Genomic DNA, 20,073 nt, shown 5'->3' on the forward strand with positions numbered 1-20,073 from the left:
GGAAATCTTCTGATGCATGTCTTGGATCTAAAAAATAGTCGCTTAACAGAGGAGGAACTCCAGAAAAACTTTTCGGATGCTCATCCTCCTCTTACGCATGAGCAGGCTTTGGTAGAGGCAGAACGTTGTTTTTACTGCTATGATGCACCTTGCACAGAAGCCTGCCCAACAAGCATTGATATTCCCAAATTTATACACGCTATTGCTACGGGTAATATGCAAGGTTCGGCGCACACTATCTTGGAATCTAATATTCTGGGGGGATCATGTGCACGTGTTTGCCCGACTGAAATTCTATGTGAACAGAAGTGTGTTCATAATGTTCGGGAAGAAGGAAAGCCTATTCGTATTGGTGCTTTGCAACGCCATGCAACAGATTGGCAAATGGAACATGGTGGTCAACCGTTTATCCGTAAACCTTTAACCGGTCGTAAAGTTGCGATTGTAGGGGCGGGGCCTGCTGGGCTTGCCTGTGCACATCGCTTGGCACTGCATGGTCATGATGTTGTGCTTTTTGATAAGCATGATCTAGCTGGTGGCCTGAATGAATATGGAGTGGCCGCCTATAAGCTTGCAGATGATTTTGCGCAGAAAGAAGTGGATTTTCTGTTTGATATTGGGGGGATATCATTTGTTGGTGGTAAAACATTAGGAACAGATTTCACCCTAGGGGATTTGCAGCGAGATTATGATGCTGTTTTTCTTTCTTTAGGTTTAGCGGGTGTGCGTCAGTTGGAAATGGAAGGAGAAGCGCTGGAGGGCGTTCAGGATGCTGTTTCTTTCATTAAGATGTTACGATCAAACAACAAAAAAGATGTTCCGGTAGGTCGGCGTGTCGTCGTTATTGGGGGAGGGAACACAGCGATAGATGCCGCTGTGCAAGCGCGTAGGCTAGGCGCAGAAGAGGTTACACTCGTTTATCGCCGTGGCGCAGAAAATATGTCTGCCACTGTTGTGGAGCGAGAATGGGCGCAAACCAATGGTGTAACGGTACGTTTGTGGGCAGCACCAACCCAGATTGTTCAGGAAAGTGGTGTACTCGCAGGTATTGAATTTGCAAAAGGTTACATCAATTCAGATGGAAAAGCCGAATACAACGTAGAGGATACGTTTTTTGTTCCCGCAGATATGCTGCTGAAAGCAGTTGGGCAGGTTTTTCATCATGATCCAATAAGCGGTGAAGATATTGAAATCTGTAATGGACGTATTGTTGTGGACGCTCATTATCGCACCAGTATGCGGGGTATTTATGCTGGAGGTGATTGCACAGCAGGTGAAGACCTAACAGTCGCCGCTGTGAGAGATGGTCGAGATGCCGCAGAAGCTATCAACATAGCTCTACAAAAAGACGCGTGAGCAGGAGAGACGTAAATGGCTAATTTAAAAACATCTTTTGCCGGAATTAAGTCTCCCAATCCATTCTGGCTGGCATCTGCGCCCCCAACCGATAAGGCGTATAATGTCCGCCGCGCTTTTGAGGCCGGGTGGGGCGGGGTTGTATGGAAAACATTGGGGGAAGATCCTCCAGTGGTGAATGTCAGCTCCCGTTACGGTTCTCTGGATTACAATGGCGCTAGAATGATTGGCTTGAATAATATCGAGCTTATTTCTGACCGCCCATTGGCAGTAAATATTGCAGAAATTAAATCTGTTAAAAGAGATTATCCAGATCGTGCTGTTGTTGTCAGCCTGATGGTACCTTGCCAGGAGGACAAGTGGAAAGCCATTCTTCCCATTGTTGAAGAAACAGGCGCCGATGGTATTGAATTGAATTTTGGTTGCCCGCATGGAATGTCAGAGCGTAATATGGGCGCGGCTGTTGGGCAGGTTCCAGAATATGTTGAAATGGTAACACGCTGGTGTAAGCAAAATACACGCATGCCTGTTATTGTTAAACTTACCCCTAATATCACGAATATTCTTATGCCGGCACATGCTGCAAAACGTGGTGGTGCGGATGGTGTTTCCCTTATTAACACTATCCAGTCTGTTATTGGTGTAGATCTGGATGCTATGGCCCCTATGCCTGTTGTGGGTGGAAAAGGGACACATGGTGGCTATTGTGGGCCAGCAGTTAAACCCATAGCACTGCGTATGATTGGTGAAATTGCCCGAGACCCTGAAATGGCTGGTATGCCTATTTCTGGTATTGGTGGCATTGGAACATGGCGTGATGCAGCAGAATTTTTGGCAATGGGGTCAACAACTCTGCAAGTTTGTACTGCTGCCATGCATTATGGCTTTCGTATTGTAGAGGACATGATAGATGGTTTGTCTGCTTGGATGGACCAGAAGGGATATGCTGATATTCCTGCGGTAAGTGGTCAGGCTATTCAAAAATTTGTTCCATGGAACACGCTTAATCTCAAATTTAAAACAATTGCCAATATTAATCAGGATGCTTGTGTAAGTTGTGGTTTGTGCCATATCGCGTGCGAGGACACATCCCACCAAGCAATCTCTAAAACCCGAGTGGATGGTGAACGCCATTACGAGGTGATTGAGGAAGAATGTGTAGGGTGTAACCTTTGTGCACATGTTTGTCCGATTGATGGGTGTATCACCATGGAACCTCAGCCTGAGGAAGAAGAACTGACATGGAACCAGCATCCTAATAACCCAATGAAAATTTCCGCATAATTAAAAAATATTACCTGATATTAGGGAGTAAAGTTTGTGTCTGATTTAGCAAAAAATAGCAATTTGCGTATTGATGGTAATGCTCTTTGGGCAGATCTTATGGAAACCGCACAGTTTGGGGGAACGAACAAAGGGGGAGTGCGCCGTTTAACCCTGACCAAGGAAGATAAACTGGTGCGTGACTGGTTCATGCAGACGTGCCAGAGCTTGGGGTGTGAAGTTTCTTATGATTCCATGGGCAACCTTTTTGCGCGGCGTCCAGGGCAGGACAATGACCTGCCACCTATCACCATGGGAAGTCATTTAGATACACAGCCTACAGGTGGAAAATTTGACGGTATTCTGGGTGTATTAGGTGGCTTGGCTGTTTTGCGCACGCTTCATCAGTCCGGATATGTTACACGCCATCCTATTGAGTTGATCAACTGGACCAATGAAGAGGGATCTCGTTTTTCTCCTCCCATGATGTGCTCTGGTGTTTTTGCAGGCATTTTTACAGAAGCCGAAGTGCTTGAAAAAAGAGATCGGGCTGGTATCCGTTTTGGTGATGAACTTGATGCCATCGGATATCGGGGGGAGGAGATTTGCGGCCAACATCCTATTTCTGCTTATTTTGAATTGCATATTGAGCAAGGACCTATTTTAGAAGCAGAAGACAAGACAATAGGTATTGTAACAGGTATTCAGGGAGCCCGTTGGTACGAAGTAACTGTGCGTGGGAAGGATGCGCATGCAGGCTCTACACCAATGACATTAAGGCATGATGCATTGGTAGCAACAGCCGGTATGATTGAAGCCGTAAGTAAAGTTGCAAAAGCACACGGTCCAAGCGCTGTAGGAACTGTGGGGCTGATTGAAAATAGGCCCAACAGTAGCAACGTGGTGCCGGGCGAAGTTTTTTTCACGGTGGATATTAGAGATCCAGACGATGCGGTTGTGCTACGTATGGAGCAAGAGCTGAAAGCATTGATGGAAAAAATTGCATCAGATAATAAAGTTACAGTCGATATCGTGCAGATATGGGACGCTCCAGCAGTTCATTTTGATCCATCTTGTGTTGATATGGTTGAACAGACAACGCTGGAAAAAGGTTACACTGCACGCCGTATCGTTTCTGGGCCTGGTCATGATGCGGGTTATTTAGCTCATGTGGCGCCAACAGCCATGATTTTTGTACCTTGCAAAGATGGCCTCAGCCATAATGAGGAAGAAAGTATTCTAGAAGAGGATGCTGAAAAAGGTGCTAATGTTCTTCTAGGTGCAATTTTAAAAGCTGATGTTAAATTTAATTCTAATTAATATGTAAATTATTCAATAATAAGGGCGCAAGGTTGTACATCTTGCGTCCTTATGTATGTGAATATATGCGCGTCATATTTTTCAAAAATGTATATAGTTCTGCTTTATCTGATAAAGTTACGTTAAAGCGAAACCATTGTGATGGTGCTTGGTTAGGGCGAAATAGACACCCAGGAGCCAGAAGGATATTATTTTCAGCTGCTATTTGTGTAATTTTTAAAGGAGATATATCAAATGCAAATCGTGCCCAAATAAATAATCCTCCCATTGGTCTATTATAAACTTCAAGGCCGGAAGATTTGAGAGCATTTGATACTTTCTTCTGGTTTTGAAAAAGTTGTTCTCGTAAGTCTGATAAATGTGTAATATACAAACCACTTTTTAAAATATTGTGCACAATCATTTCATTTATTTGTGGGGTTGTGAGGCTAATTGACATTTTATAAGAGAGAATTTTTTGTGTTATGGTGGTGGGAGCAATAACATACCCAACCCGTAAACCGGGACCAATTGTTTTAGAAAAACTTCCTATATGAATAACATTGTTATTATTTCCTTGCGATAAACAGGGTTGACGTATTGGCGCGAGATCAAGAAAAATATTGTCTTCGATTAAGATAAGACCTGTTCTTTTTGAAATTTCGTTTATTTTCTGAATATTATCAAGAGATGTACAAATGCCTGTTGGATTGTGTAAAACTGATGTTGTGACCATAACTCGGGCCTTTGTCCGATGCTGTATTTCTAATAACGCATCAGTATCTGGACCTTCTTTGGTATATGGAATGCCAACAGCACGTAAGTTCAGGTTTTGGAGTAAAAGGTAGAGGTTACAATAGCCAGGGTCATCAACCAGCACGATGTCTCCGGGCTGCGTACATGCTCGTAAGGAGAGTTCAAGCGCTTGGCTTGCTCCATGTGTAAGAGTAATATTGCTTTCTATTGTATGTATATTTCTACGTTCCAGAAGGTTGCGAATAGCCGTTCGCAAAGGTCGCAACCCAGCAGGATCTCCATACTCCATAAGGGATGGGATTAAATTTGATTGTGCTATATTTTTCAAAGATTTTTGAATAGATGATGTAAATATCTGCTGTTCAGAAAGCCATCCACCACCTACTTTAATATGTGGTGATGTGTCTTCATAAGCATGCTGTAAGAGCCAATCAGGATTGAAGGATGATTGTGTGTAGGAAGGTAATATAGGATTTTTTATTACATAATATCCGCTGCGATTTTTAGATTTAATATATCCATTCTCAGATAGTTTATTATACACACTGGCGGCCGTTACATGGCTGACAGAATAAAGGTCTGCCAGCATTCGAATGGAAGGTAGGCGATCTCCCGGCGCTATATGTCCCTTCTCAATTTCCTCTTGTATAAAATGAACAATCTGGTTTGTGATTGGGCTTTTTTCGCTGGGTTTGGATTGAAGAAAAGCAGAGTGGAAGAGTGGCATTTCACACCTGTACAGATTCCAGACGAGATGATGATTCTGTACATATCATAACGTGTGGTGTTTTGTTACGGTTATTTACTGACTTCCGTGTTGGGCGGCAGTTTGAACACATCATTATGATGGAACCCACGCAATGGTAGACATGAGCAGCAATTTTGATTCTGTAAATGAGGCGCGTAAGGGCACTTACTGGCAGCCTTTTACAAGCAATAGGTTATTGCGTGCTGATCCAGAACCCCGGATGCTTACAAAAGCGGAAGGTATTTATTATACGTCTATCAATGGCACACGTTTGCTAGATACGCTTTCAGGCTTGTGGTGTACGCCTTTGGGGCACGCTCACCCGCGTATTGCAGAAGCTGTTAAAACACAGGTGGAAACCTTGGATTTTGCTCCAAGTTTTCAGATGACGCACCCAGGAGCCATAAGTCTTGCTGAACGTATTGCAGAGATGGCCCCTGAGGGAATAAACCATGTGTTCTTTGCAAATTCAGGTTCAGAATCTGTTGATACAGCATTAAAAGTGGCTTTGGGTTTTCATCGTATTAAAGGTGAAGGCAATCGCTTTCGTATGATAGGGCGCGAGCGCGGGTATCATGGTGTTGGGTTTGGCGGCATGTCTGTTGGGGGCATTGTATCTAACCGCAAGATGTTTGCACCGTGTATGATGCCTGGAGTGGATCATCTTCGGCACCCCTATGAACCAGAATATGCAGCTTTTTCACATGGTCAACCAACATGGGGGGCGGAACGGGCAGAAGATTTGCAGCGTCTGGTGGCTTTGCATGATGCCTCTACAATTGCAGCCGTTATTGTAGAACCCGTACAGGGATCGACAGGCGTGTTGGTTCCACCCGTAGGGTATTTGGAACGTCTACGCGAAATTTGTACGCAAAACGGCATCCTTCTTATTTTTGATGAAGTGATTACCGGGTTTGGGCGTATGGGTGCCCCGTTTGCCGCCCAGAGATTTGGGGTAAAGCCAGATATCATCACTTTTGCCAAGGCGGTTACAAACGGTGTGGTGCCTATGGGAGGAGTGATTGTTACAGATGAAATTTACAACACATTTATGACAGGTCCTGAAAGTGCCATAGAATTTTGTCATGGATATACGTATTCTGGGCACCCTTTGGCAGCGGCAGTAGGGCATGTTGTGCTCGATATTATGGAAAGTGAAGATATTTTTGCCCGTGTGCGTGCGCTGGAACCTGTTCTGGAAGAAGAAGTTCATGGTCTGAAGGATCTTCCCTGTGTTTCTGATATCCGTAACATCGGTTTGACTGCAGCCGTAGATATGAAGCCAATAGAGGGAAAGCCCGGAGCACGATGGTCTGCGGTGTTTGAGGAAGGTTTGCGTCAGGGGCTTTTGCTGCGTTGTACGGGGGATACGGTTTCTTTTGGTCCTCCTTTTGTCGCCTCAGAGCAGGAATTGCGAGGTATGATTGCCTCGTTCCGTAAAGTGCTTGAAGCTGTTAGTTAAAGAGTTGTTTCTATTAAATTAATTTTGCAAAGGAATTGTTATGCCTCTTCTTCACTTCCATCTTGTTAAAGGTCGCAATCCAGCAGAAATTCGCACATTGTTGGATGCTGCGCATGGAGCCATGCTGGCAGCTTTTAAGGTGCCAGAGCGTGATCGGTATCAGATTGTTTCCGAACATGATGCCAACCATATGGTTATCGAAGATACCGGGCTAGATATCCCGCGCACGGACAAGTTTGTGTTACTGCAAGTTACATCTCGGCCACGTTCTAAAGAACAGTTTGCAGAGTTTTATCGTCTGTTGGCAGAAGCATTGCAGCAAAAATGCGGAATAGAGTCCTCGGACCTCATGGTGTCTGTTGTAGAAAATTCTGCTGAACATTGGAGCTTTGGCTATGGACGCGCGCAGTTTTTGACGGGCGAACTTTAAAGCTATTATTCGTATTGTAATATCCATGGCTATATATTGTTTGTATGGTCATGGAATATTTTTCTTTTTCAAGTATAATTTGTCTTAAATTTTTTATTACAGATATATTTTCGAAAATGTATTTGTTTTATTAATATTTTAATAATTATAAATCAGTTTATATTTTATTCATGCTGAGAAAATGTTCATTTGTCATTTCATATAGAATTCTCAAAAAAAATAAATTATTAAGAAATAAAAATATTTTATATCATATCTCAAGAAATATATTCGTACATTAACAAGTATTTAGATAAATTATCACAAACAAAACTTGCGTTTATGATGATGTTTTGATTACTATAACAAAATGTGATTCTTGTTATCTAATAGGGATATTTATGACCGATACGTTCGTCTCATCAGGCCAAACAGTTAGCGATGTAACTGTCAGTGGTGGTAATCAGCTGGTGGTGCAGAGTGGCGGCACCGCAAATAATGTTACGGTTATGAGCAACGCTAATGCTGCAGTTTCGGCTGGCGGCATTCTTTCTGGCGCTACCGTATCCAGCATTGGTGGTGTTGGAGTGCAAGGCACTGCTTATAATGTAACTGTTCAAAATGGCGGTGTTTTAGACGAACAAAGTGGCGGTTATGTTGATACAGCTACTATTTCCAGTGGGGCTTCACTTTACGTAAGTAATGCCACAATTGTGGATAGCGTTATTCTTGGTTCGGCTAGCTTTTCAGGGGGTGTTACCGCTAATAATGATACTGTAGGAAGCACTGGTGTAGTAACACTTTCTGGTTCGGCCGCTATAGGTGGTATTCCCCGGACCGATTCCCTTACAGTTGAAAGCGGTGGTACAGTAAACGCTACCTATTATGCGGCTTTGCAAGGAACGACTGTCGAAAATGGCGCTACAGTAAATGTTTCTACACAGGCCGAGATTATAGGTTCTACTGTAAATGGAACAGTTAATATCAATTCCGGGGGATATAGTTTTTCAACAGATTACGCTAGCAGTAGTGTTGTTAATGTTAATTCAGGAGGTGAATCATTTTCTGATATTTTTAACAGTGGCGCTAAAGCAAATGTTAGCGGTGGCACAGTATTATCAGCAAGTATTAATTCAAATAGTCTCATTGCCCTTACACAGGGTGGTGTTGTAAGTGCGAGTACAGTTAACTCAGGCGCCAATGTAACTATTGATAGCAAAGCCCAGTTTGATAGTAACACCGTTAGCGGTGGCACTATAACCATGACCGGTTTTAATGGCTTTTCCATCAATAATGATTACTTGTCTGGCGCTCATATTTATATCAGTGGAGTTAACAGTCTCAATAGTGATACCATTGAATCTGGTGCCACAGCATCGCTGACAAATAGCGGTGTTACTATTGGCGTAAATCTTTATGGCCAAATGACGCTGGATAGCGGGTCATGGGCTGTGGGTGGTAGCGTTGCAAGTGGCGGTGTAATGGACGTAAAAAACGATTCCATTGCCTATAACGCAGGGATTGCCAGTGGCGGCACTGTGAATGTTGATTCAACAGCAACAATTTCTGGTGCATCAGTTCAAAGTGGCGGCACTTTGAACATTAATAGCGGTGCCACACTTGCTGACTATACAGCATCAGGTAGTTCTACTGTAACGACCGTTGGCAGTGGTGGCACACTTACTGTTGCCAATGGGGGTACGCTAAGCGGCACGGTTCAGTTGGCAGATGGCGCCACCATGACCATTCCGACAAGCGCTGGTGGCACAATTGATCTGCAGGGCAATACCAATGTTGGTCTGATCATTTCTGGAACGGGTTCTGTTAACACAGTTATCAGCGGTTTTGATGGCACTTCAGCTGGACAATCTGATGGCATTACCTTGGCCAGTGTTCAGGCTGCAGATGTAACCAATGTTTCTTATCCAGATGATAACCATGTTACGTTTACACTCAAAGATGGCTCTTCCGTTGAGTTGAACATTGTTGGTGTAACAGGCTTTGGTTATAATCTTGTTGCAGATGCAAATGGTGATCTTGTTTATGAAGTCTGCTTCCTTGCAGGCAGCATGATTAGAACACCGCATGGTGATGTGAATGTTGAAGATATTCGCATGGGTGATGAGGTTATTGCATATGTGGATGGGCAGCAGATCACCCGCAAAGTAACATGGGCTGGAAAGGCACATGGTACAGTACGCCCAGATCTGGCTGATGATGAAGCAGGTTACCCTGTCCGTATCTTGAAAGATGCTATTGCTACAGGCGTGCCTTACAAGGACATGCTGATTACGCCAGAACATTGCCTGTTCTTTGATGGCAAATTTGTGCCAGCTCGTATGTTGGTGAATGGTGTATCTGTTTTCTACGATAAATCCATCACCTCTTACGATTACTATCATGTTGAAACAGAACAGCATTCTGTTATCGTTGCTGATGGTATGCTTACGGAAAGTTATCTGGATACAGGAAATCGCCAGGCCTTCCGTCAGGAAGGTAGTGTTGTGCGTCTGTGTGGTGCCAGCCGTAGTTGGGAAGATGATGCCGCTGCGCCATTGTGCGTAGAGCAGGCTTTTGTTGAGCCAATTTTCCGTGCGATTGAAAACCGGGCAGGCAATGTTGAAGGGGCACAGGTTGCTACAGTATCACCGCAACTGACCACAGACCCCGATCTTTATCTGATTACAGAAACAGGTCAGATCATTCGCAATGCACGTGTTTGCGGCAAGAATGTCATGTTCATGCTGCCCGCCGGTGTAAAGAATGTGCAGATTGTTTCTCGCGTTAGCCGCCCAAGTGATGCTGTTGGACCATTCCTTGATGATCGTCGTAAACTTGGCGTATTGATCGGTAAGATTACCCTTCTGGATGGTAACAAAATGCGCGATGTGACTTCTCATCTGGAAGGTTCCGATCTTACTGGTTGGTATGCACAGGATCAGGCATCTAACCGTTGGACCAATGGTAAAGCCCTTTTGCCATTAGATAATCGTCAGCCGTACAGCTTTGGTATGTTGTCTGTTGAAGTGCTGGCAGCTGGCCCGTACGTTATGGCTTGTGAAAGCCAGCTTCACGCCCAGATTGCCTAATTATCAGTAAAGTGTGGGCGCGCTCATTATATTTTAATGAGTGCGCCTTTCTTTATAAATGATAGCAAAATAGTTCATTTCATTGATGATAATACGAAGGTTCGACGGGCTGTGCTCTGATTTGAATTGAAGTTGTAAGATAATTTATACTTACGTATATCTGCGCTTATATAATTCATTTCGAAATATATATTGAAAATTAAAATCGCAAAATGCCGAATTTTTGAAGACATATTTCTTATACAAAAGTGTTTTCGAAATATATCCATTTTACTGGTATGTGAATGCGGATAACGTTTCCGGTTTCTCATCAAAATTTGGGTAGCAACTATAGGTTGGGGATAGGTAACCCTAAGTTTTTATTTGTAATTCACAAATATTTGGAAAATTCCAAAATATTCCTTGCTTGACAATATCTATGAATTTGGAACAGAACAGCCTGCTTTTTTCTTTTGGTCTTACTCCGCAGGTGAGGAGAGATTTTTAGTCGCGGCAGAAAATCAAGGTGTTCTGTAGTTCGCTCCAGAGCCAGCATGGCAAACTTTATGGCATAAAGTTTTATTATGTCATTTGTCAGAGCAAATTTTTCTGATTGTCAGTCATTAACCTCGTATCGGCTTATGCGCCGGACATTAATATTATTGGAGTGATGAAATGGCTGACACTCAGCCCGCAGATCACCAGGCATCTTTAGGTGGTATCTATCGCGCCTTTTTCTCTTTAATAAGTATTCTTGCTGGATGCGCCCTTGTTTATGGGGGGCTGCAACTGCTGGTTTTGGGAGGATCGGTTTATTACCTTCTGGCAGGCTTGGCATATATTGCCGCTGCCATTCTTGTTTTTCTAAAAAAGCGTTATGCTTTGCTGGTAGCTGTAGGCACGTTTATCGCAACGTGTTTGTGGGCTGTGTATGATACCCCAGAATTTGGGTATTGGGCCTTACTGCCGCGTTTAGTCGTTCCAGCTATTTTATTCACACTGAATATTTGGGCGGTCGCCACTTTTTTTAATGTCAGCCAATCTGTACGACGCGGAAGTGTTTTTACAGGTTTGGGTGTTGTGGGGTGTTTGCTCATTACTCTTGTTGAAGCATTTTACCCGCATGGGCAGATTGTTTCTCCAGAAGTGGCGGAAAAAAATCCAGAGCTGGCACAGGTGGATAAAACCGATGGGCCAGAAGACTGGGAGTTTTTTGGCAGAAATGCTGCAGGAACGCGTTACGCACCATATACTCAAATCACCCCGCAAAATGTTGATAAACTAAAAGTCGCATGGGTGTATCATACGGGCAGGCGGATACAGGGTGCAGGCATAGGTGTTGACGAAAACACGCCTGAACAGATTGGAAATGTACTGTATTCCTGTACACCAGAAAATCTTATTACAGCATTGGATGCTGATACGGGCAAACCGATCTGGAAGTTTGATCCTAAGGCCCACAGCGCAGAGCATATAACATGCCGCGGTGTTGGTTATTATGATATTGATAAAGATGCATCACTCACCGAAGCTGAAAAAACTGCTGATTCAGCGCAGATGTGCCGGCAACGTATTCTGGTTTCAACGGTAGATGCCCGCTTTATTGCGTTAGACGCTCATACAGGCACACCGTGCACCGGTTTTGGCGTTGATGGTGCGGTTGATCTGAAACCGCAGATGGGACCGGTAGAACGGGGCAAACGCTACCATCCAACATCTATGCCTGTGGTTATGGGGCATGTAGCTGTTATTGGTGGCTGGGTGCGTGATATCGTGCACGGTGAGCCTTCGGGCGTTGTGCGTGCATATGATGTGCGGAATGGTTCCTTGGTTTGGGCGTGGGATGTTGGTCATCCGGACAACACTGGCGCACCGCCAGAAGGGCAGACCTATACATTGGAAACGCCCAATGTGTGGACGATCCCGACATATGATAAAGAACTCAATCTTGTGTATTTGCCCACAGGCAATGGCCCACCAGATTACTGGGGTGGGGACCGTGATGCTGTAAAAGAAAAGTTTGGTGCTGCCATTGTGGCTGTGGATGCAGCAACCGGCAAAACCAAATGGGTTTTTCAAACAGTTCATCACGATGTATGGGATTATGATCTGCCTTCTCAGCCTGTGCTGTATACGGTTACAAATGCGCAGGGTGAAAAAGTTCCAGCACTGATCCAGACCACAAAAACTGGTCATATTTTTGTTGTGGATCGTCGGACAGGTACTCCAGTGACAGAGGTGCAGGAACGTAAGGTTGCAACGTCTCCATCCGCACAGGGCGAGCATCTTTCTCCTACACAACCTTTCTCAGTCGGGATGCCCGTTATTGGTGCAGATCCGCTTACAGAAAGCACTATGTGGGGTGTCAGTACGTTTGATCAGCTTTATTGCCGGATCATGTTCAAGAACTCTGTTTATGAAGGGCCTTTTACCCCACCAGGTGAAAAACCTTACATTGAATGGCCGAGCCTTTTGGGTGGTATGAACTGGGGCGGTATCTCTATTGATGAAGCTAAGGGCGTTATGTTTGTAAATGACATGCGTATGCCCCTGCGTATGTCTTTGGTGACGCATGAAGAAGCTAAAAAATACAAGTCATCTACAGATGAGGTGCCGGGCTTTATGGGCACAATCCGCCCACAAATTGCAGGGCCTTATTCTGGTGTAAGAATTGATATTCTTCAGTCACCACTTGCGGTGCCGTGCAACACACCGCCTTTTGGCACCATGAGCGCGATTGACCTGCATACCAAGAAATTGCTGTGGCAGGTGCCAATGGGCACTACACAGGATCTGGGCCCAATGGGTATTAAAACCCATTTGCCAATTCCTATGGGTATGCCCACGCTTGGGGGTCCAACCTCCACAGCTTCTGGGTTAGTCTTTTTTGCGGGAACGCAGGATTATTATCTGCGGGCGCTTAATTCTGCCAATGGCAAGGAAGTGTGGCGTGAACGTTTGCCTGTTGGGGCCGTAGCTGCGCCACTGGTCTATCGTTCACCCAAAACGGGTAAGGAATATGTTGTTATTTCTGCCGGTGGTATGAGCCATTCTCCAGATGTAGGCGATTATATTATTGCCTATGCGCTGCCTGATGGCACTGAGCAGAAATAAAACATTTACTTACTAAGCCTAAGAAAAATCCCCACTCATGAGTGGGGATTTTTTTGTGAGATTAAATCCTGAGTTTTATAAATTCACTTAGTATAATGCGTTAAAGGCAAACTGTGGTGATACAACGCGGGATGTATTATGCCCCGCATAATACACGGAAACACCAGCAATAACGCCATAATTGGGCGTCCAGTTGTACTCTAGTGCAGGGGCAACCTGCCAATCTCCCGAACCCGCACTGAGTTCATCTACCTTCAGGCCAGAAGCATAGTGCCCTTTTAAGCGAGAGCCATTGGCCCAATCTCGCGCTACGTCAATTGCAAAAACCCATCTCTGGGTAATACCATATTCCAAGGAAAACCCTGCTTCACCATACATGCCGGGTTGTCCGTGACCACGGAAACCGCGAGTAGTGCCATAACTAGTGACATCTCTAAGATGAGCAGAATTAAGTGCACGCCGGAATGTGGCCCATAACCGTAGCCGCAACTCGTGGTTATTGGGCATGGTGTATGTGGATTGTTCGGTTAATGTTGCGCGGTATGTGTAAACCCCACTGCCAACACCATCCTGCGAGCGCCCGAGGTGAGAGTAATCACCCGTAGGAAAGGAAACGCCGGTAATCAAATTGAGTGTGGGAATAAACCGTTTGGGGTCTGCTGTAAGATAGCGCCACATCAGGTCAACGGGTACATCTCCAATTTTCAGGCCACTACTGGTTGTATCACCATGCTTCCACCGATAGCTGATGGCCGGAGTGGTCTGAATGCTCAGGTAATCGGTTAAGGCATATCGGTAAATGGTAAAACTGGTAACCGATTGCTGGCGCGGGGAAGACATGGGCATATTATTATTGTGCGGCCCGATCATACCTGAAGGCACAGAGTAGTACATATAAGGTTCTAATAGGAACATACCCTGTTTAGAGAGAGGGCCCGATGGAGAAACCAGAGACCCCGTGTACCACTGATCAGCGGCGTAAGCGCTATGAGAGTATGTGGTTACAGTAATGGCAGATAAGGCAAGGGGTAGAAGAAAACGCAAAGGTTTGTAAGAAAAATTCCTGAAAATGGTGCTCATCAAATGTGCTCCTTGGAAACTTGATTGTTTTCCGCACATGGAAAGTCTGCATCATCAGTAAGTTCCACCGAGGAGAGTGTCTGTGGAACAATATCGTGTGGCTTCTGGTTAGAGGTTTTCCATCCAATAATGAGCACAACAGCCAATAATGGAATAGCGGCAATAGACATGGTGCCGGTTGGATAATCCAATGCCATCAGCAGTAAAATGCAGAGAAAAAACACAATGCTTAACCAGGATGTAAACGGGGCCCCGGGCATTGCAAAACCTGTAGGGGCAATGCGACCAGCTTTAATAGCCTGACGTAATTTGATCTGGCATAAGAGAATAAAGCACCAGGTGCTGATAATTCCCAAAGATGCCATGTTAAGTACGATTTCAAAAATTTGTGATGGCAGAAGGTAATTTAACCCAACACCAACTAGATAAATGGCAACAGTTGTAAGAATGGCTGCGGCAGGAACAGATTGTTTGTTCATATGCGTTAAGTAACGTGGTGCAGAACCGTTAAGTGCCAGAGCTCGAAGCACTCGGCCAGTGGAATAAAGGCCAGAGTTCAGGCTGGAGAGTGCCGCGGTGAGCACCACGATGTTCATGAGGGAATCTACTCCCGGAACACCAAGTTTGGAAAAGAACGTTACAAATGGGCTAATCCCTGCCTGATAAGATGACCACGGCAGAAGCAGCACAAGAAGAGTAACGGTACCAACGTAAAAAATAATAATCCGCCAAATAACATTGTTGATGGCAGAAGGCAGAATTTCACGCACATTCTGGCATTCACCAGCGGCAGTGCCAATCATCTCAATGCCAAAATAGGCGAATACAACACCTTGCATCAAAGCAAGTGCGGGTAGGGCCCCATGAGGGAACAGGCCACCATGTTCAGTAATCAACTGCAGGCCAGTTGTGTGTCCATCAATCGGAACGCGCAAGCCTAAAACAGCACTTCCAACAACAAGAAAAATCAAAAGTGCGGCAACTTTAATAAGCGAGAACCAAAATTCCATCTCGCCAAACCATTTTACACCAATAAGATTCATTGATGTAATAACCATAAGGGCCATTAGCGCCATAACCCATTGCGGGACGGCCGCAAATACGCCCCAGAAATGCATGTAAAGGGCTATGGCAGTAATATCGACAATACCCGTCATGGCCCAGCTGAAGAATGAGAGTGCACCCGCTACATAAGACGCGCGAGGCCCCAGAAATTCCAGCGCGTAGGAAACAAAACTACCGCTGGTAGGCCGGTACATAACCAGTTCCCCCAATGCTCTGAGCATCAGGAAGGAAAAAATGCCGCAAACCAGATAAACGATAGCAAGAGAAGGGCCTACGGCCTGAAGCCTGCTTCCGGCACCAAGGAAAAGACCAGTTCCAATAGCACCTCCTATGGAGATCATTTGGATCTGACGTTTGCCTAAAGCTTGTTTGTATCCTTCTGAAGTCTGTTGAAGGGGGTGGGATGAAGAAGTTTTTGTGTCCAAAATTTCTATCTCCATGACAACAGACAGTGCGAAATCTGCAATATATTTTATGGAACGCACCTTGTTTCGATAATGCAATAACAGTAATCGCAAGAACAGGGAAGTCATTGCAGAATCGAAATGCCGCAGATTTGATGTATAAGTTGTTTCATAAAAATAAACCACACATAGTTTATTGGAGTATACATGCGTTATTCAATCTATTTTATTTTTATTTACTTAAATTAATCTGGATATAAAAAAGTAAAAATTTTTTTATATATTATATATCGTAATCAAAAATATATTATAATATCTAAATCGGAAATTGTTTTTGGTAAATACAAATAAATTGTTAATTCATAAAATAGGATAAATAGTGATATTTATTGGATGTTTAAGTGAGGTGTCGTGCTATTTACAATAAGAGAGCTACGACACCTCTCTAAAAAGTTACGCGATGCAAACAGTTGCTTCGCTTGTAAGCACACGGAAAGTGAAGCTTTCCTGAAGATATAATTCAACGGTTTCTGCCGTATGGCTTAGATAACCGATGGAAAAGTCCTGACCGATATCAAGCTGTAAATCTCCACCACGTTTGGAGATAACAAAGGCGCCTTCAATAGCTGGGGCCCAGATAGGTTCTCCTTCAATCAGGCTTTCAATATGCTTGAGCACGGGGTAGCCGACATCATCTCCGCCGCTCACGGCTTGATAAGCTTTTGTACCAAGCACGAGGGCATAAGGGCCGTTCACACCAGCAAGGCGCAAGGTGTCCAACGCATTGGTAATGGCCCGAGGGTAATCTTTTGCAGAAGTTGGCAGTTTTGTATGAGGGTTGGATGAACCCTGCCGAATGCCCGTAATGCCAGCGGCGGTATAGCCATCGAAAATGGCACGGTCTTCTGCAAAGGCAATTTTCTGGGCGGCATCCTTAACGGGCTGCCAATCAGAATCCAGAGAGCCACGCTCTACAGCATCAATTTCTGCGCGTGATAAGGTAAAGGGCACACGCAGTTCAATAATAGGCAACACTTCGCGCTGCACAGCCTGTATGCCATCGCTTGGGGACTGGATCTGTTTGTTACGGCCCGTGCCAACGCTGGAAAATGCTGTACCTTTAGGTTCTGGTGTATCAACCACGCGCCGGCCAGCCAGATTGCGGCGGATGGTGCGAGCAGCCTCCTGTTCAATTTCGACCCAAGCTGCGTGGGAAATGGGGGCGAGATGTTTATGCAGGTTGTTCATGTTAGGCGTCCTTATTGTTTAATGATCCAATGCCAAGAGAACCGTGTAGAGCTTTGGGGAGAGGGGAAGCCGTTACAGGTTCTGGAGATGCCTGTGTATTTTCTGTGCTCATGTTGGGAGCATCGTCAAGAAATTCACTTGTGGGAATAAAGAAGAGAGATCCCGTTACCGCTGTGCTGACATCCAGAATTCTATCGTAATTGCCCGGAGGCTTTCCGATAAACATATTTTGTAACATTTGCTCTGTGCGTGCAGGGGAGCGTGCATAGCCAATAAAGTATGTGCCAAACTCTCCCTTGCCCACTTCTCCAAAAGGCATGTTGTCACGTACAATCTGAAGCTGCTGCCCGTTTTCTTCAATGTTGGTCAGAACATTGTGCGCGTAGCTGGGTTTTGCGGCTTCAGGTAATTCTATGTCGGATACTTTTTTGCGGCCGATAATGTGTTCCTGCACTTCAGTTGGAATGGCATCCCATTTTTTAAGATCATGCAGGTATTTCTGAATAATAACGTAACTGCCGCCTGTAAAGGATGGATCTTCATCTCCAATAACGGTTGCCGCAAAAGCTGCCTGCCCGGTTGGGTTTTCGGTGCCATCAACAAAACCAAGCAGATCTCGTGCATCAAAATACTTAAAACCATGCACTTCATCTACAACCTTTGCGACACCTTCCAAGCGGGAAGTAAGAGCCGTTGCAAGTTCAAAGCATAAATCCATACGCGTAGCGCGGATATGGAACAGGAGATCCCCCGGTGTTGAAGGGGCGTGATGAACACCGTTAATTTCCTGAAAAGGATGAAGTTCTTTGGGGCGTGGTGCGCCAAAAAGCAGATCCCATGCGTTTGAACCAATCCCGGTAATACAGCTTAATTTGCCATCAGGAATACGAAATCCGACACCTCGTACAAGTGAAGAAATATCACCAAGCAGATCCAGAACCTGAGTGCGCACCGTGGGGGCATCATTCAGGGTCATCACAAGAAAAAGGGCCGATTGTGTTAATTTGGTATCAACTGGCTGCGGTGTAACCACTGTGAGGGAACTCCTGAATGCATGACGCGTTATATAATCGCAACTGATGCCTAGCATAGGCAGATGAATATTGGTGGCAAGATGGAAGGTGGTGTCAAATAAACACATCCATCAGATAATAATTTTTCATGATAAGTATCTTTTATCATAAGATAAACAAAAGGTCTTGGACGAACGCGTGTTATTAATTTAGCATAAATACCAAATCATGATGGTGTTGTTTCCGATGTATAATGCGTATTCATAGCATTTATGACGTATAGATAGATTTTTTATTGATATCCAACGTCAATTTTCGGTCAAAATACCACAATTATAAGTTTGGAAAGAACCTATGCAACCTGCGCATGATATTGCGCTTCTTTTGGCGCGCTTCCAGTTTGCCTTTACTGTAGGTGTTCATATCATCTTTCCGGCCTTTTCAATCGGGCTGGCGGCTTATTTGGCTGTATTAGAAGGATGCTGGCTGAAAACCGGACGTTCTGTTTTTCTTGATCTGTATCGTTACTGGATCAAGGTATTTTCAATCGTTTTTGGTATGGGCGTCGTTTCCGGTTTGGTAATGTCGTATGAATTCGGCACGAATTGGTCGGTTTTTTCTCAAAAGGCAGGCCCCATTACAGGGGTTCTTTTGTCTTATGAGGTTATGACAGCCTTTTTCCTTGAGGCCGGGTTTCTTGGCATCATGCTCTTCGGCATGAACAAGGTTGGGCGTAAGCTGCATTTTGCGGCTACGTGCTGCGTATCAGTCGGCACTTTGATTTCCATGACGTGGATTTTGTCTTCCAATTCATGGATGCAAACGCCGCGTGGCTACATGATAGATCCTGCAACAGGGCGTTTTATGCCAGCAGATTGGTTGGCCATTATCTTTAATCCGTCTTTTCCATTCCGTTTGGTCCATATGGGGTTGGCGGCTTTTTTGTCTGTTGCCTTTATTGTTGGTGCAACAGGTGCATGGCATATGCTCAAGGCGCGGCGAGAAGGCAAAGCCGCTACAGCTCCTGTACGCACCATGTTTTCCATGGCCATGTGGATGGCAGCTATTGTGGCGCCTTTACAGATCATGGCAGGTGATGCGCACGGCCTGAATACGCTGAAATATCAGCCAGCAAAAATTGCAGCTATGGAAGGGGATTGGGATTCCACCGCCCGTGCGCCGGAGCTGTTATTTGGCATTCCTAACATGAAAACCGAGCATACGGATTATGCCGTAAAGGTTCCGCTGCTTGGCTCCCTGATTTTAACGCATAGCCTGGAAGGTAAAGTGCCGGGGCTGAAAGACTTCCCGCGCGATCAACGTCCACCCTCACAGGTTATTTTCTTTTCCTTCCGTATCATGGTTGCACTTGGTGTGCTCATGATGTTGCTTGGTTTCTGGTCTCTCTGGCTGCGGCGTACACGTACCTTGTTTACGAACGCTGTATTCCATCGTGTTGCGGTGTGTATGGCGCCAGCAGGTTTTCTCGCCTTACTCTGCGGTTGGGTTACCACGGAAGTGGGGCGGCAGCCTTGGACAGTTTATGGGCTGCTCAGAACATCGCAAAGTGTTTCACCAATTATGCTGCCCAGCATGGCTGTAACAATGACAGCCTTTGTTGTGGTGTATGTGATTGTGTTTGGTTCTGGCATTGGCATTTTGGTGCGCCAACTGGGGCATGCACCGCAGGAAGGTGAGCAGGAAACCAGCTCCGCCAATGCATCCGACATTTTGGCAGAACGTATGCATCCGGAAGTTATCGAATCTACTTCTGGTAAAGGGGCTTGA

General features: G+C 45.0%; 13 protein-coding genes. 8 read left to right on the forward strand and 5 right to left on the reverse strand.

What is annotated here, in order from left to right:
* Window positions 1–12 precede the first annotated feature (12 nt).
* From FCN51_RS21360 to FCN51_RS21370, 3 genes are read left to right on the forward strand one after another with little or no spacing between them, the layout of a single operon-like run.
* A complete protein-coding gene (locus FCN51_RS21360) occupies window positions 13–1,356 on the forward strand; it encodes an NAD(P)-dependent oxidoreductase (protein WP_160256807.1) in 1,344 nt (447 codons plus the stop codon).
* A 15-nt stretch (window positions 1,357–1,371) separates the two neighbouring features.
* Window positions 1,372–2,640, forward strand: coding sequence for an NAD-dependent dihydropyrimidine dehydrogenase subunit PreA (gene preA / locus FCN51_RS21365; RefSeq protein ID WP_160256808.1), 1,269 nt, complete (start codon window positions 1,372–1,374; stop codon window positions 2,638–2,640).
* A gap of 36 nt (window positions 2,641–2,676) precedes the next feature.
* A complete protein-coding gene (locus FCN51_RS21370) occupies window positions 2,677–3,939 on the forward strand; it encodes a M20 family metallo-hydrolase (RefSeq protein ID WP_160256809.1) in 1,263 nt (420 codons plus the stop codon).
* Window positions 3,940–3,988: 49 nt separating this feature from the next.
* On the opposite strand, the gene FCN51_RS21375 is transcribed toward FCN51_RS21370, so the two are convergent.
* On the reverse strand, window positions 3,989–5,401 hold the full coding sequence (locus tag FCN51_RS21375; RefSeq protein ID WP_003626574.1) for an aminotransferase-like domain-containing protein: 1,413 nt from the start codon (window positions 5,399–5,401) through the stop codon (window positions 3,989–3,991).
* 133 nt (window positions 5,402–5,534) lie between these two features.
* Between FCN51_RS21375 and FCN51_RS21380 the strand changes: the two genes are divergently transcribed.
* From FCN51_RS21380 to FCN51_RS21395, 4 genes are all read left to right on the forward strand, one after another.
* Window positions 5,535–6,884 carry an aspartate aminotransferase family protein gene (locus tag FCN51_RS21380; RefSeq protein ID WP_160256810.1) on the forward strand — a complete coding sequence of 450 codons (1,350 nt, stop codon included), beginning with the start codon at window positions 5,535–5,537 and terminating at the stop codon, window positions 6,882–6,884.
* A 40-nt stretch (window positions 6,885–6,924) separates the two neighbouring features.
* Window positions 6,925–7,314: a tautomerase family protein gene (locus tag FCN51_RS21385; RefSeq protein ID WP_003626577.1), complete on the forward strand. Its 390-nt coding sequence runs from the start codon at window positions 6,925–6,927 to the stop codon at window positions 7,312–7,314.
* Between the two features lie 380 nt (window positions 7,315–7,694).
* Window positions 7,695–10,382 (forward strand): Hint domain-containing protein, encoded by a 2,688-nt coding sequence (locus FCN51_RS21390; protein WP_160256811.1) that lies wholly within the window; start codon window positions 7,695–7,697, stop codon window positions 10,380–10,382.
* 654 nt (window positions 10,383–11,036) lie between these two features.
* A complete protein-coding gene (locus FCN51_RS21395) occupies window positions 11,037–13,475 on the forward strand; it encodes a membrane-bound PQQ-dependent dehydrogenase, glucose/quinate/shikimate family (protein ID WP_310255469.1) in 2,439 nt (812 codons plus the stop codon).
* Between the two features lie 87 nt (window positions 13,476–13,562).
* Here FCN51_RS21395 and FCN51_RS21400 read toward each other — a convergent pair whose 3' ends face one another.
* From FCN51_RS21400 to FCN51_RS21415, 4 genes are all read right to left on the reverse strand, one after another.
* Window positions 13,563–14,555 carry a hypothetical protein gene (locus tag FCN51_RS21400; RefSeq protein ID WP_201762560.1) on the reverse strand — a complete coding sequence of 331 codons (993 nt, stop codon included), beginning with the start codon at window positions 14,553–14,555 and terminating at the stop codon, window positions 13,563–13,565.
* Window positions 14,555–16,045, reverse strand: a complete 1,491-nt coding sequence (locus FCN51_RS21405) for an amino acid permease (protein WP_374727183.1) — start codon at window positions 16,043–16,045, stop codon at window positions 14,555–14,557. The genes FCN51_RS21400 and FCN51_RS21405 overlap by 1 nt, the downstream gene beginning before the upstream one ends.
* A gap of 432 nt (window positions 16,046–16,477) precedes the next feature.
* Window positions 16,478–17,272, reverse strand: a complete 795-nt coding sequence (locus FCN51_RS21410) for a family 1 encapsulin nanocompartment shell protein (protein WP_160256812.1) — start codon at window positions 17,270–17,272, stop codon at window positions 16,478–16,480.
* A gap of 1 nt (window position 17,273) precedes the next feature.
* Window positions 17,274–18,305, reverse strand: a complete 1,032-nt coding sequence (locus FCN51_RS21415) for a Dyp-type peroxidase (RefSeq protein ID WP_160256813.1) — start codon at window positions 18,303–18,305, stop codon at window positions 17,274–17,276.
* Between the two features lie 334 nt (window positions 18,306–18,639).
* Here FCN51_RS21415 and FCN51_RS21420 point away from each other — a divergent pair, with 334 nt between their 5' ends.
* Entirely contained in the window at window positions 18,640–20,073 is a 1,434-nt protein-coding gene (locus FCN51_RS21420; RefSeq protein ID WP_160256814.1) for a cytochrome ubiquinol oxidase subunit I, read from the forward strand.

Source organism: Acetobacter pasteurianus, from assembly GCF_009914215.2.
GTDB classification, from domain to species: Bacteria; Pseudomonadota; Alphaproteobacteria; order Acetobacterales; family Acetobacteraceae; genus Acetobacter; species Acetobacter pasteurianus.